The sequence below is a fragment of the Streptomyces sp. NRRL F-5755 genome (assembly GCF_001279365.1).
Classification (GTDB): domain Bacteria; phylum Actinomycetota; class Actinomycetes; order Streptomycetales; family Streptomycetaceae; genus Streptomyces; species Streptomyces rimosus.
Genome location: NZ_LGCW01000206.1, coordinates 1 through 14,191 on the forward strand (window position 1 = coordinate 1; position 14,191 = coordinate 14,191).

General features: G+C 71.5%; 11 protein-coding genes. 8 read left to right on the plus strand and 3 right to left on the minus strand.

Annotated elements, in window-relative coordinates:
- On the minus strand, positions 1–591 hold a 591-nt coding region (locus ADK86_RS17545; protein ID WP_234345906.1), incomplete at its 3' end, for an Ig-like domain-containing protein.
- Between the two features lie 308 nt (positions 592–899).
- Here ADK86_RS17545 and ADK86_RS17550 point away from each other — a divergent pair.
- Positions 900–1,811 carry a glycoside hydrolase family 19 protein gene (locus ADK86_RS17550; protein ID WP_107088497.1) on the plus strand — a complete coding sequence of 304 codons (912 nt, stop codon included), beginning with the start codon at positions 900–902 and terminating at the stop codon, positions 1,809–1,811.
- A 134-nt stretch (positions 1,812–1,945) separates the two neighbouring features.
- Here the strand turns inward: ADK86_RS17550 and ADK86_RS17555 are convergent, their stop codons facing one another.
- A complete protein-coding gene (locus ADK86_RS17555; RefSeq protein ID WP_053697418.1) occupies positions 1,946–2,845 on the minus strand; it encodes an aminoglycoside phosphotransferase family protein in 900 nt (299 codons plus the stop codon).
- A 212-nt stretch (positions 2,846–3,057) separates the two neighbouring features.
- Here ADK86_RS17555 and ADK86_RS17560 point away from each other — a divergent pair, with 212 nt between their 5' ends.
- From ADK86_RS17560 to ADK86_RS17590, 7 genes are all read left to right on the plus strand, one after another.
- Complete coding sequence (locus ADK86_RS17560) at positions 3,058–5,286, plus strand: ATP-binding protein (protein WP_053697466.1); 2,229 nt, start codon at positions 3,058–3,060, stop codon at positions 5,284–5,286.
- Between the two features lie 470 nt (positions 5,287–5,756).
- The gene (gene sbnA, locus ADK86_RS17565) at positions 5,757–6,722 is read left to right on the plus strand and encodes a 2,3-diaminopropionate biosynthesis protein SbnA (protein ID WP_199834428.1); all 966 of its coding nucleotides are present in this window, start codon (positions 5,757–5,759) and stop codon (positions 6,720–6,722) included.
- A 16-nt stretch (positions 6,723–6,738) separates the two neighbouring features.
- Entirely contained in the window at positions 6,739–7,740 is a 1,002-nt protein-coding gene (gene sbnB / locus ADK86_RS17570; protein ID WP_053697419.1) for a 2,3-diaminopropionate biosynthesis protein SbnB, read from the plus strand.
- Positions 7,737–9,608 carry an FAD/NAD(P)-binding protein gene (locus ADK86_RS17575; RefSeq protein WP_234345908.1) on the plus strand — a complete coding sequence of 624 codons (1,872 nt, stop codon included), beginning with the start codon at positions 7,737–7,739 and terminating at the stop codon, positions 9,606–9,608. Before sbnB ends, ADK86_RS17575 begins: the two co-directional genes overlap by 4 nt.
- On the plus strand, positions 9,608–10,822 hold the full coding sequence (locus ADK86_RS17580) for a trans-sulfuration enzyme family protein (protein ID WP_053697421.1): 1,215 nt from the start codon (positions 9,608–9,610) through the stop codon (positions 10,820–10,822). Before ADK86_RS17575 ends, ADK86_RS17580 begins: the two co-directional genes overlap by 1 nt.
- A complete protein-coding gene (locus ADK86_RS17585; protein ID WP_053697422.1) occupies positions 10,819–12,141 on the plus strand; it encodes a benzoate/H(+) symporter BenE family transporter in 1,323 nt (440 codons plus the stop codon). The genes ADK86_RS17580 and ADK86_RS17585 overlap by 4 nt, the downstream gene beginning before the upstream one ends.
- A gap of 145 nt (positions 12,142–12,286) precedes the next feature.
- A complete protein-coding gene (locus tag ADK86_RS17590) occupies positions 12,287–13,495 on the plus strand; it encodes a M20 metallopeptidase family protein (protein WP_234345909.1) in 1,209 nt (402 codons plus the stop codon).
- Positions 13,496–13,591: 96 nt separating this feature from the next.
- On the opposite strand, the gene ADK86_RS17595 is transcribed toward ADK86_RS17590, so the two are convergent.
- The gene (locus ADK86_RS17595; protein WP_107088501.1) at positions 13,592–14,170 is read right to left on the minus strand and encodes a TetR/AcrR family transcriptional regulator; all 579 of its coding nucleotides are present in this window, start codon (positions 14,168–14,170) and stop codon (positions 13,592–13,594) included.
- Positions 14,171–14,191 lie beyond the last annotated feature (21 nt).

Genomic DNA, 14,191 nt, shown 5'->3' on the forward strand with positions numbered 1-14,191 from the left:
CTGCGAGCCGAACCAGTGGCCGACGACCTTCTGGCCGCTGCTGGAGGTCACCGTGATGTGGGACTGGACGTCCTTCTTGTTGGTGATCACCTTGTCGAAGTTGAACGACACCGGCATACCCACACCGACGGTCTTGCCGCCGTCCGGCGCGTAGGAGCCGATGAAGCTGTTCTTCGGCGAAACGGTGGTGAAGGTGGCGTTCTCGGTGGCCGGTCGCCCATTGCCGTCCTTCGCCTGGGCGACGATCTTGTACTTGGTGCCGCGCTCCAGCTCCGCCGACGGCTTCCAGGACGAACCGTCGGCGGCCATCGAGCCCTTGACCTCCGCGCCGTTGTCCGCCTGCACCAGCTTCACACTGGTCAGCTTGCCGCCACTGACCTGGACGCCGGGGTGCAGGCCGACGTTCATGGCGCCGTCCTCGGCCGCGATTTTGATCTTGGTGCCGGACGTGTCCCTGGCCTCGTCGCCGTCGGCGCCGCCCGGCCAGCCGCCTCCCCCACAGGCGGACAGCGTCAGCGCGCCCGCCGCACACAGCGCCGACACGCCGATCCGCAGGGCGCTGGGCCGAGCGGGCACAGGGGAATCCGGCATTCTCACGAGAGCTCCACAGCAAGAGTCGACATCGGACTGCCACAACGGCAGCCGCCGACCGTACGCACCTCTTCTAAATCCGCTTCTTACGTACGGGCGTCTCCTGTGGCCGCTTCGCGAACTCTGGTCAATCGTCTAGCAATCAATGACCCGTCCGTACATCACCTTGACTGGTTCATACCAAACGGGTTGAGTACCTGCACCTGTCGATTGCGTCCGCCAAGCGGAGCGTGATCCTCGATGCTCGTCGCGCGCCGGACCGTCCGTCGCCGATCTCACGCGGCCCTGCCGCACTGAGGAGTGATCAGGTGTTGCTGAAACAGCGTGTCGCCGCCGTGCTCTCGGCCGCCTCCTGCGTCGCCGCTCTGTCGGCCGCCGCGCCGCCCGCCGTCGCCGCGCCCGTCTCCGGCACCGCGGCATCCGCCGCGAGCTGCAACTTCACCATCTGGACGGCCGGTAAGCCGTATGTCACCGGCAACATCGTGAAGTACACGAACGGCCAGTACTACCGGGCCACGCACGACAATCCGGGTTACGACCCGGTCATCAGCACCTGGTACTGGGAGCCGTACAACTGCGACGGCGGGACCAACCCGTCCGGCGGCTTCGTGGTGAGCGAGGCGCAGTTCAACCAGATGTTCCCGAACAGAAACCGGTTCTACACGTACAACGGTCTGAAGGCGGCCCTGAGCGCGTATCCCGGCTTCACCAAGACCGGGAACGACACGATCAAGAAGCGGGAGGCCGCCGCCTTCCTGGCCAACGTCGGCCATGAGACGGGCGGTCTGGTCCACATCGTGGAGCAGGACACGAACAACTACCCGCACTACTGTGACTGGAACCGGCCGTACGGCTGTCCCGCCGGACAGGCGGCCTACTACGGGCGCGGGCCGATCCAGCTGAGCTGGAACTACAACTACAAGGCGGCGGGTGACGCGCTCGGCATCGACCTGCTGCACAACCCGAACCTGGTGCAGAACGATGCGGCCGTGGCCTGGAAGACGGGCATCTGGTACTGGATGACGCAGCGCGGCCCGGGCTCGATGACGCCGCACGACGCGATCGTCAACGACCGCGGCTTCGGCGAGACCATCCGCAGCATCAACGGCTCCATGGAGTGCAACGGCAACAACCCCGGCCAGGTACAGAGCCGGATCAACTCGTATAAAAGGTTCACCCAGATCCTGGGCACGAGCACCGGCGGCAACCTGAGCTGCTGAGCCCGTCCCGGCGCGGCTGACTTCCCGCCCGCCTCATCCGTCCCGGCACGGCTGGACGGACGGGGCGGGCGCGTGCGGTGCCTGCCGTGGCAGCCGGGTCGTGGTCCGGGCGCTGGCTCCGTGGCGGGGGAACCTCAGCGCTCCTCCAGTACGGCCCGGATCACATGCCGGGCGTTGCCCGCCATCGCCGGGTTCGTCTCCCGGTAGTACGGCAGCGCGATCAGCGCCTGCGAGAGCGTACGGGCCCGGCCGCGCGCCCACGTCGCGTCGTCCACGCCCAGCGCCTCGCGGAAGACCTCTCGTACCCCGGCCGGCAGCAGGTTCCACGCCGGGAACAGATCGCAGGCCGGATCGCCCGCCCCCATACACCCGAAGTCGATCACCGCGGTCAGCCTGCCGTCGTCCACCAGCAGATTGCCCGGCATCAGATCGGCGTGCAGCCACACCGGCGGACCGTCCCAGGCCGGGGCGCGCAGCGCGTCCTGCCACACGGCGGTCACGGCGTCGCAGTCGACGCCCTCCTCCGGGATTCCGCGCAGCTCCTCGATCGCCGCCCGCGTCGGCGCGTCGAGCACGGCGAGCGGCCCGCCGCGGTGGGCCGCCGGGGCCCCGGGCAGCGCGACGTCCCGCATCGCCGCCACGAACCCGGCCAGATCCTTGGCCAGGAGTACCGGTTCGTCCAGCGCCCCTGCGACCGGGTTCTCCCCGGCCAGCCAGCGGTACACCGACCACGGCCACGGATATCCCTCCGCGGGCTCCCCGGCGGCGAGCACCTCGGGGACGGCCACCGGCAGCCGGGGCGCGAGGCGGGGCAGCCACTGCTGTTCCAGCGATACGTCCGCGGCGCCACCCCGCGTCAGCGGCAGCCGTACCGCCATGCCGTCCCCCAGCCGGAACATCGCGTTGACCGTGCCCCCGGACGGGAACCGCCGCACCGGCAGTTCCGCCCACCGCGGGAACTGCCCGGCGACCAGCCGCCGTACGAGGCCCTCGTCGACGGGGTGCGGACCGGGAGGTGTCTGCCCTGGGCTCATGGGGCGCTACCCGACCATCGGACGTCCTCCCGCGTCAAACGTTTTTTCGGCCCATACGTGCAGCTCAGAAGCCGTAAAGGCCGGTCGCGGGCGCTCGGCGCGATCTTCACTCGCAAGGGTAAGAAAGCGCGCTGCCCGCATCCGCCGCTCCGGCACCTCGCGACACTGGGAACGGCCGCTCGGTGTGACGGCAGTGGAAAGTGGTGGCGACCGTGACGACGGAACAAGATTCGGACAACCGGGACCGGGGTCCGGTGGTGACCGGTGTGCGCAACGAGGTGTCCGCGCCGGTCGAGGGCCACGTGGTGCAGGCCGGCGTCGTCCACGGCGACGTGCATCTGCACCCCGTACGCGAGCGCGGGCCCGTACCGCACCAGCTGCCCGCCGCACCGCGCCGCTTCACCGGCCGGACCGGCGAACTGGCCGCGCTGACCGCCGCGCTGGACGAGGCGGCGGAGTCGGGCGCCACCGTGATGATCTCCGCGATCGGTGGCGCCGGCGGCATCGGCAAGACCTGGCTCGCCCTGTACTGGGCACATCAGCACGTCGACCGGTTCCCCGACGGCCGGCTGTTCGTGGATCTGAGGGGTTTCACCCCGCTCGGCGAACCGATGCCGACGACGGAGGCGGTCCGCGGCTTTCTGAACGCCCTCGGTGTGGACCCGTCCGGCGTGCCGCCCGACCTGGACGCGCAGGTGGGCCTCTACCGCAGCCTGGTCGCCGACCGGCGCATGCTCATCGTGCTGGACAACGCCCGCGACACCGCCCATGTGGCCCCGCTGCTGCCGGGCGGTCCGGCCTGCACGGTGCTGGTGACCAGCCGCCGTCACCTCGCCGGACTGGTCACCACCCACGGCGCCCGCTCCCTGGACCTGGACGTGCTGTCCGACGCCGAGGCCCGCCAGTTGCTGGCCGATCACCTGGGCGCCGAGCGGATCGCCGCCGAGCCCGAGGCGGTACGCGCCTTCCTGACGTACTGTGCCGGGTTGCCGCTGGCGCTGAGCATCGTGGCCGCCCGCGCCACCGCCCACCCCGGCTTTCCGCTGAGCGTGCTCGCCGAGGAGCTGCGGGACCACGCGACCCGGCTCGACGAGCTGGACGCCGGCGAGATCCCGCTGAACCTCCGCGCCGTGTTCTCGTCCTCGTACCACGCGCTCTCCCCCGAGGCGGCCGTGCTGTTCGGGCTGCTCGGCCTGGCGCCGGGGCCTGACATCAGCCTGCCCGCCGCCGCTTCCCTGGCCGGGCTGCCGGCGCCTCGGGTCCGCACGCTGCTGAGGGAGCTGGAAACCGCCCATCTGGTGTCCCAGCCGACGCCCGGACGCTACCGGCTCCACGACCTGATCCGCCTCTACGCCTGTGACCAGGCCCTCCTTCACCGGACCGAGGACCACCGCGACAGCGCACTGCGGCGGCTGGTGGAGTTCTACCTGCACACGGCCCACACCGCTGACCAACTGCTCGACCCGCACCGCGAGTCGGTCGTGCTGGACCCGCCCGCCCAGGGCTGCCTGCCCCACCCGCTGCGCGACAAGGCCAGGGCGCTGGCGTGGCTGGACGTCGAGCACCCCTGCGTGATGGCCGCCCAGCGCCTGGCCGTCGAGCGTGAGTGGCACACGCTGGTGTGGCAGCTGGCGCCGACCCTCCACACGTACCACTGGCGGCGCGGCCTGCTTCCCGATCAAGTGGCCGTCGCGCAGGCGGGGCTGACCGCTGCCCTGAGCCTGGGTGATCCGGCCGCCCAGGCGCCGGCGCACCGCCTCCTCGCCGAGTCCTGCGCGCTGGTGGGCCGGCACACCGAGGCGCTCGAACATCTCCAGGAGTCCCTGGCCTTGGCCGAGAGCGCCCACGACCTGCCGAGCCAGGCCCATACGCACCGCGTGCTCGGCTGGTCCTGGGGGCAGCAGGGCCGCATCGGGCCCGCGCTGGACCACGCGACCCGGTCCCTGGCCCTGTTCCAGACGATCGGCGACGACGAGTGGGAGGCCCGCGGGCTCAACCAGTCCGCCTGGTATTCAGCCCAGTTGGGCCACTACGAGCAGGCGGCGGCCTACGGCGACAAGGCGCTGCTGCTGCACCGCCGTCACGAAAACGGCAACGGCGAGGCGCTGTCGCTGAGCGTCCACGCCTACCTGGGCCTGTGCACGGGCCGGTACACCGACGTACTGGAGAACGGCCGGCGCGCCCTGACGCTCTTCCGCGAGATCGGCAACACCTTCCACGAAGCCGTGCTCCTCGAAGGCATCGGCCAGGCGCACGCCGCCCTGGGCCAGCCGGTGAAGGCCGCCGAAGCCTGGCGGCAGGCGTTAGAGCTGTACCGGACCCAGCGCCGTTCGGACGAGGCCGAGCATCTGCAACGCCGGCTCGCCGAGCTCGCCGAGCGGGAGTCCGGGGGCGGAAACGGGAGCGCTCCCGCAGACGACCGCCCGCCCCGGAGCACGTAAATCCGCCCCCAAAGCGTCAACAATGAGCAAAAATCCGGGCGGGGGCGGAGGGCGCCCCACCGGACCCACGCAACGCCCTGCCCCGCCGGGGACGATGACGGCGCAACCCCGCTCCTTCCTGGGCCGTACGCCTCCTTCCGCCGGGCACACCGCCAGGAAGCGGAGACTCCCCTCCCCGGCTGAACGTCCGGTTCCGCCACCGGAATTCACGGGAGTTGACTTTTCAAACACCGCAATCGCTGGAAAAGATCTTGTCTCAACAGGTATCTTTCCGGCAAGGCGTCGCCATCGCGGTTCTACGGGGGACAACGGGGCGGCCTACGGGGGAACGGAACGGGGGAACTTCCAACTCTTCTGCATGCCTTGATCACCACGTGTGACCACGACTCCGCATGCGTTTTCACCGGACGAATCCGGCAGCTGCGCATGCCCGCATTCCAGCATCTTGGATTCCAGTGATAGCAGAAGAAGTGTACGACCTGATCCTGGATGATCTCTTCATCCGGGCCGACGAACTGGTACCAGGAAGCTCGGTCTTCCTGAAAATCGAGGGCCTCAATCCGGCCGGCTCGGTGAAACTCAAGACGGCCGTGGCGCTCGTTGCCGAGGCAGAGAACACCGGCCGTCCCTTTCCCGCCACCCGGCTCATCGAGTCCACCTCCGGAAATCTCGGGGTGGCGCTCGCCATGGTGTGCGCGGCGAAAGGGTACGCCCTGACGTGCGTGACCGATCCCAACGCCAACGTCCAGTCCGTGCGCCTCATGGAGGCACTCGGCGCCGAGGTCGTGGTGATCGACGTACGCGACGGCAACGGCGGCTATCTGCAGTCCCGCATCAACTACATCCGCGAGCGCCTGCGCCGGGAACGGAACACGTACTGGCTGAACCAGTACGCCAATCCCGCCGGACCGCGCGCCCACCGGGAGCGGACCGGGCGCGCGCTCGTCGAGGCGCTCGGCCCGGTCGACTATGCCTTCATCGGCGCCGGGACGACCGGCACGCTCATGGGCTGCGCCGCGTACCTGCGCGAACACAGCCCGGCGACCCGCGTCATCGCGGTCGACTCCCTGGGGTCGGTCACCTTCGGCGGCCCCGCGGCACGGCGGCACATTCCGGGGCTGGGCACCAGCCGCCGCCCGGAGATCCTCGACGAGAAACACGTGGACGACGTGGTCCTCGTTCCCGAGGACGAGGCCGTGGAGATGTGCCGTCGCTTCGCCGGGGAGCGGGGGCTGCTGCTCGGCGGCTCGACCGGCACGGTACTGGCCGCGGTACGCAAAGCGGCCCCGGACATTCCGGCGGGCAGCGTCGTCGCGGCGCTCTCCCCGGACTTCGGGGAACGGTATCTCGAAACCCTCTACGACGACGCATGGGTGGCCGAACGCTGGCCGCATCTACTCGACCCGGAAACGGAAATGGACCAGGCGCGCGCCTGAGAACAGGACATTCGGCATGTTCACCTTCGACGTGGTGCCGGGCGACTCCGTACTGAAGATCCTGCGCGACCGGCGCGGCGAGGTCCTGGACCTCGTCGCCCGGACCTATCGCAGTCACGAGGCCGGTGCGACGGTCAACCCGGACAGTTATTTCCTGCGGTTCCCCGAGAAGCCGGACTCGCGCATCATCGCGCTGCCCGCCTTCCTGGGTGCGGACGTCCAGCTGGCCGGCATCAAATGGATATCCAGCTTTCCGCGCAACACCGAGAACGGGGTGCCCCGCGCCTCGGCCGTGCTCATCCTGAACGACTACGAGACGGGCTATCCGATCGCGGTCCTGGAGGCCGCGAACATCAGCGCCGCCAGGACAGCGGCCTCGGCCGCCGTGGCGGCGACGGCCCTGCGTCCGGACGGCTACGAGGGCAGCCGTATCGGCGTCGTCGGCGGCGGCGTCATCGCCCGCAACATCTGCGACTACCTGCACGCCGCCGGCTGCGCTCCGGACGCCTACGTGGTCCACGACCTGCACGAACCGTCCGCCCAGGCGCTCGCCGGGCACATCGGCGACACCCAGGGGCGCCCCGCGTCCGTCACCGGTGACCTGGAGACGGCGCTGGACGCGGAGACCGTGGTCTTCGCGACGACCGCGCTGGAACCGTACGTCCACCGGCAGTTCGAGGCCGGGCAGCTGGTGCTGAACATCTCGCTGCGCGACCTGGCCCCGGACGTGATCCTGGGCGCACAGAACGTCCTCGACGACGTCGAGCACTGCATGAAGGCCAATACATCGCCCCACCTGGCCGAACAGCTCACCGGCAACCGCGACTTCGTGGCCGGGACGCTGGCCGGGGTGCTCGACCAGCAGGTGAAGCTCGCCGCGGACCGGCCCGTGATCTTCTCGCCGTTCGGGCTCGGCGTCCTCGACCTGGCCGTGGGCGCCTTCGCCCTCCAGCAGGCACGCGCCGACGGTACGGCCGTCAGCGTGCCCAACTTCTTCGGGGAGACGCGCCGGTGGTGACTTCCGCACCCACGCAACGCCCGCCCGTCCTCGCCGTCGTCGGCGTGGGCCCGCGCGGCCTGGGCGTCCTGGAACGCCTCGTCAGCCACTGTACGGAACGGCCTTTCCCGGTCACCGTCCACCTCATCGACCCACAGCCGCCGGGCCCGGGGTTCCACCTCGCCGACCAGCCCGACCACCTGCTGCTGAACACGGTGTGCTCGCAGGTCACCGCGTTCGCCGATCCGCGCATGGTGGACGGCCCGACCGCGACGACCGGCCCTGGCCTGTACGAGTGGTGCCGGTCGCGCGACCTGCGCCTGGCGGCCGACGGCTACACCGTACGGGAAGGCCGGGGCCGGGAGATCGAGCCCAACGACTACCTGCCCCGACGGCTGCTGCACACCTACTTGACCTGGGCCACCGACCGGATCAGGGCCGCGGCGCCCGCGTGCATGCGGCTGGTGTGGCACCGGTCCACCGCGCTCGACATCCGGCCGGGCGCGGCTCAGCGAGAGAGCGTCCTGCTCGCGGACGGCACGGCCATCGACGCCGACGCGGTCTTCGTCACCGTGGGACACCATTCCCTGTACCACCCGGAGCGGACCATGGCGGAACCGCGCCTGGTGTCCCGGCCCTATCCGCTGCCCGAGGTGCTCGACGGCATCGCTCCAGGTGAGCGGGTGGCCGTCCTCGGCATGGGGCTGACCGCGATGGACGTCATCGCGTCGCTGACGCTGGGACGCGGCGGGCGGCACGAGCGGATATCCACTGCAAGCGCCGGTCTCCGGTACATCCCCGGCGGCCGGGAACCGCTGATCGTCCTGACGAACCGTACGGGCCTGCCGTCCCGCAGCCGCCCGCACCTCAACCCCGGCCGGCTGCGCTTCGTGCCGCTCGCACTGACCGAGGCGGAACTCGACGCGCGGCGCGCGGCCCGGCCCGGCGGCCGGCTGGACTTCGCCGAGGACGTACTGCCGCTGGTCGAGGCCGAGATGGAGCTCGCCTACTACCGCACGGTGGCCGGCGGGCAGCTGGACGACTTCGCCGCGGCGGGCGCCGAGTTCGCGCGCCGCGCCGAGCGCTCCGGCTGGCGGGCGCTGCTGGCGGAGTGCTCCGAGCGGTACGGGCCGTACCCGTTGCGGGGCGTGCTCGGTGTGCGGGCGGCGGAGGGCCCGTGGGCCGACGCACGGGAGTACGCGCGGTGGTTCGCCGGCCAGGTGGCGGACGATCTCGGCGAAGCCCGTACGGGTCTGGGCCGCAGCCCGCTCAAGGAATCCCTGGAGGTGCTGCGCGACCACCGCGACGTGCTGCGCGCCGTCGTCGACCCGCCGGGGCTGGACGACGCCTCGCTGGACCTGTTCTTCGGCACGTTCACCGCCACCGTCAACCGGCTGGTGATCGGCCCCCAGCTGGACCGCTCCGCCGAGCTGCTCTCGCTGCTCGACGCGGGGGTCCTGCGGCTGGGCCCCGGGCCGCGCCCCAAGGTCCTCGCGCCGTCCGGCAACGCCGCGTCCTGGCGGCTGGAGTCCACCTGCCTGGAGCGGCCCGAGACCGTCGAAGTCGATCACGTCGTGGCGGCGCATGTCGCCGAACCGCCCGCCGACCAGCTGCCCGGCTCGCTGCTCGGCACGCTCGTCGCGGCCGGCCGGGTCGCCACCCTCGCCCGGCGCGGGGGCAGCGCCACCGGCCTCCAGGTCACCCGGGACGGCCGCGGCATCGACCCTGCCGGAGGCGTGCAGCCCCGGCTGTACTTCCTCGGCCCGCACACCGAGGGCTCCAGCTACTACAACCACTACGTTCCGTCCCCCGGCGCCCCTTCGCGCGCGCTGCGGGACGCCGAACTCGCCCTGCGTACCGCACTCGACCAGCTGACTGCGAGGCCCTGATGAACGTCCGTGACACCTTCACCCCCTGGCGGCAGGACTACCGCCCGGCGACCCGCGCCGCCCAGGGCGACGGCTGGCGCTCGCCGGCCACCGGGTCCATTCCCCCGCCCATCGAGCTGGGCGCGACGTTCGCGCGCGACGAGCAGTACCGCTCGCCCGCCGGGCTGGCGTACCTCCGCGACCAGGGGACACCCGGCTACGAGCAGGTCGAACAGGTCGTGGCGGGCCTCGAAGGCGGCCGGGACGCGCTGGTCTTCTCCTCCGGCATGGCCGCCGCGACCTCGGTGTTCCAGGTGCTGCCCGCCGGTGCGCGGGTCGTGGTGCCGCGGACCATGTACTTCGGACTGACCAAGTGGCTCGCCGAGTTCGGCGGCCCGCGCGGGCTCGATGTCGTGTCCGTGCCGATGGACGATCTGGACGCGGTGGCCGCCGCGGTGGCGGCGGCGCCGACCGCGCTGCTGTGGGCGGAATCCCCGGCGAACCCGACGTGGCTGGTCACCGACCTCGCGGCGTGCGCCGACATCGCGCACCGCGCCGGGGCGCTGTTTGCCGTCGACAACACCGTGCCGACGCCGGTGCACACCCGGCCCTTCGAGCTGGGCGCCGACCTGATCATGCACTCGGGCACCAAGTACCTCAACGGCCACACAGACGTGGTGGCCGGTTTCCTCGTCGCCGCGCCCCGCCCCGACGGTGCGGCCGACGAGGCCCGGGAGGCGCTGTGGGAGCGGCTGCGCCTGCACCGCCGGCTCACCGGCCCGATCCTCGGCCCGCTGGAGACGTATCTGCTGATGCGCGGCATCCGTACGCTCTTCCCGCGCATGCGGCAGATATCGGCCACCGCGCAGGCGCTGGCCGAGCACTTCGCCGAACATCCGCACGTCAGCCGGGTCGCGTACCCGGGGCTGCCCACCGATCCCGGCCACGTGATCGCTTCCCGGCAGATGCGCGGCGGCTTCAGTGGCATGCTGTCCCTGCACGTCAACGGCGACTGGCAGCGTTCTCTGCGTACGGCGGAGAACTGCGAACTCTTCATCCGGGCCACGTCCTTGGGCGGGGTGGAGAGCCTGGTGGAACACCGTTACACCTTCGAGGGGCCGGGCAGCACCTCCCCGAAGGACATGATCCGCCTGTCCATCGGCCTCGAAGACGCGGCCGACCTCGTGGCCGACCTGGAACAGGCACTGGAACGCGCCGCAAAGGAAGAGCGTTGAGTTCGGACACCACAAGCCCGGGCACCACAGGCTCGGGCACCGCTGGTTCGGGCACCACCCCCCACGTCCAGCCGACCGGCGACGGGACCGCCACCACCGGTGGCCCGCCGCCGGACGGCGCACCACCGGCACGGCCGAAACTGTTCCGCGACGCCTCGCTGTCGGCGGTGCTCGCCGGATTCGTGGCCGTGGTGGTGTCCTACTCGGGGCCGCTGGTCATCGTGCTGGCGGCCGCCAACGCGAGCCACCTGGACCGCGCCCAGACCAGTTCCTGGGTGTGGGCCATCTCCATCGGCAGCGGCATCACCTGCATCGCGCTCAGCCTGCGCACCCGTATGCCGGTCATCACCGCCTTCTCGACCCCCGGCGCGGCGCTCCTGGTCACCAGCCTGGGCGCGTACTCCTACGCGGAGGCCATCGGCGCCTTCCTCGTCACCGGGGCCGTCATCACGCTCGTCGGGCTGACGGGCGTGTTCGGGCGGCTGATGCGGCAGGTGCCGACGGCGGTGGTGTCGGCGATGCTCGCGGGCATCCTGTTCTCGTTCGGCACCGGGGTGTTCACATCACTGAAGACCGCGCCGTGGATCGCCGGCGCGGTGCTGGTGGTCTACCTGCTGGCCAAGCGCTGGATCGCGCGGTACGCGGTGCTGCTCGCGCTGGCCGCCGGGGTGGTGTGCAGCGCGGTCACCTCGCGGCTGGACATCCATGTGGATCACATCGAGCTGGCCAAGCCGGTGTTCACCACCCCGGCATTCTCGGCCGGCTCGCTCATCGGCATCGCCGTACCGATGATCCTCGCCACCCTGGCGTCGCAGAACGCCCCCGGCATGGCGGTGCTCAGCGCGTCCGGCTACGAGCCCAAGGACCGGCTGCTGATCGGCTCGACGGGCCTGGCGTCCACGGCGCTGGCGCCCTTCGGCTCGCACGCGATCAACCTGGCCGCGATCACCGCGGCGATCTGCACCGGCCCCGAAGCACACCGCGACCCGCGCCGCCGGTACGTGGCCGGTGTCTCCTGCGGCTTCTTCTACCTCCTGATCGGCGCGTTCGGCTCGACGCTCGTGGTGCTGTTCGCGGGCCTGCCCAAGGAACTGGTCGCCGCCGTGGCCGGTGTCGCGCTCTTCGGCGCGCTGGCCGGGGGCCTGACCGGCGCGGTCAAGGAGGAGAAGGACCGCGAGGCCGCACTGATCACGTTCCTCGCCACCGCTTCCGGCGTCACGATCGCGGGGATCGGGTCGGCGTTCTGGGGGCTGGTCTTCGGCGTCGTGGCGCACTTGGTGCTGACGCGGGTGCGTACGGGGCGGAAGGCGGCGGCTTAGCCTACGGGGGTGCGTGGGGCATACGGGTGCGTACGGGGCGTGCGTACGGCCCGCGCACCACCGCCGTGCATCCGCGCACCCGGCCGCCGCCCTGGCCCGCGTGGCCCTCTGGCCGTATAGGCGGCGCGATCTCATCATGGGTCCCATGGGAGACGACCCCGACAGCACGCTCCTCGAAGACGCCCGGCGGCTCCTGCCGCGGATCACCGCCGTACGCCGCGAGATCCACCGGGCGCCGGAACTGGGCACCACCCTGCCCCGCACCCAGCAGACCGTTCTGCGCGAACTGTCCGGCCTGCCGCTGTCCGTCGTCCCGGGCGACCGGCTCACCTCCGTCACCGCCACGCTGACCGGCGCGCGGCCCGGCCGGACGATCCTGCTGCGCGCCGACATGGACGCCCTGCCGCAGACCGAGGAGACCGGGCTCGACTTCGCCTCCGCCACACCGGGCGTCATGCACGCCTGCGGGCACGACACCCACACCGCCATGCTGCTCGGCGCGGCCCGGCTGCTCGCCGCGCGCCGGGAGCGGCTGGCGGGCCGGGTGGTGTTCATGTTCCAGCCCGCCGAGGAGATCTGCGAGGGCGCGCTGCCCATGATCGAGGACGGGGTGCTGGAGACGCCGGAGGGCCGTCCGGTGGACGCGGCGTTCGCCCTGCACATCACCACCCGGCACCCGTCGGGCACCGTCCACCTGCGGCCCGGCCCGCAATCGGCCGCCGCCGACATGTTGCGGATCACCGTACGCGGCCGGGGCGCGCACGCCGCCGCGCCCTACCGGGGCCTCGATCCGGTGCCGGTGGCCTGCGAGATCGTCCAGGCGCTGCAGACGATGGTGACGCGTACGGTCAACGTCTTCGAACCGGCGGTGCTCAGCGTCACCCGCGTCACCGCCGGTACGGCGTCCAACATCATCCCCGACACGGCGGAGATCGCCGGCACCTTCCGCACCCTGTCCGACGCCACCCGCAAGACGGTCCGCGACGGCATCCTGCGGGTGGCCGACGGAGTGGCGGCGGCCCACGGCCTGACCGCCGACGTGGAACTGCCGGACGTCACACCGGTGGTGAGCAACGATCCAGACTTCACCGGCCTGGTCACCCGCGCGGCGACCACCCTGCTCGGCCCGGACCGGGTCCGCACGCTGCCGCACCCGATCATGGGCGCGGAGGACTTCGCCTTCGTACTGCAACGCGTTCCGGGCGCCATGGCGTTCCTCGGCGCCTGCCCACCCGGCCAGACGGCCGGCCAGGTGCCCGACAACCACTCCAGCCGGGTCGTGTACGACGAAGCGGCGCTGGCTGTGGGGGCGGCGGTGCATGCGGCGGTGGCTGTGGAGTGCCTGCGGGGGTAGGCGGTCGTAGGGCTCCCGTCGGCCGTACGGCTGTGATCGGTCGTACGGCTGTGGTCGGTCGTACGGCTCGCGTGCGGCCCGGCGGCCTTTACTCGCTTACTCGCTCAGCACCTTGGCCACGTGTGCCGCCAGGTCCGCCCGCATGCGTTCACCCGTCGCCCCTTCCGTACCGGCCAGGTGCTCGACCAGGTCGGCGCGGGTGGCGGCCAGCAGGGCGTGTGCGGTGAAGCCGCTGTCGGCGTGGCCGGGGAGGCGGTCCAGGGTCTGCCGCAAGATGGTGTGCCACCACCTGTAGTACTCCGTCTGGTACGGGCTGCCGCTGCCGGCCTCCTCCAGCGCCAGGGAGAGATGCCGGTTGGCCAGCTTGAATTCGAGGATGGCGTCGAGCAGGGCCGGAACGCGTTCGCGCGGCGGAGTGTCCGGCCCGAGCGGCGCCGGACCTTCCTCGACGGCCTGGCGCAGCGGCTCGATCCGCGCCTCGACCACCGCCCGGATCAGACCGGTGCGGTCGCCGAAGCGCCGGAAGAGCGTGCCCTTGCCCACCCCGGCCGCCGCCGCCACGTCGTCCATGGACACGCCGCGGGGGCTGTCGCTGCGGGCGAAGAGGTCGTCGGCGGCGGCCAGTACGGCTTCCCGGTTGCGTACGGCGTCCACGCGTTCCTTGCGTGCGCGCACGGCCTCGTTGCTGGTCACTAC

Bases quoted from the DNA above. Each gene is read 5' to 3' on its own strand.
- ADK86_RS17555 (WP_053697418.1), bottom strand. From the start codon at position 2,845: ATGAGCCCAGGGCAGACACCTCCCGGTCCGCACCCCGTCGACGAGGGC.
- sbnB (WP_053697419.1), top strand. From the start codon at position 6,739: ATGTTCACCTTCGACGTGGTGCCGGGCGACTCCGTACTGAAGATCCTG.
- ADK86_RS17580 (WP_053697421.1), top strand. From the start codon at position 9,608: ATGAACGTCCGTGACACCTTCACCCCCTGGCGGCAGGACTACCGCCCG.
- ADK86_RS17590 (WP_234345909.1), top strand. From the start codon at position 12,287: ATGGGAGACGACCCCGACAGCACGCTCCTCGAAGACGCCCGGCGGCTC.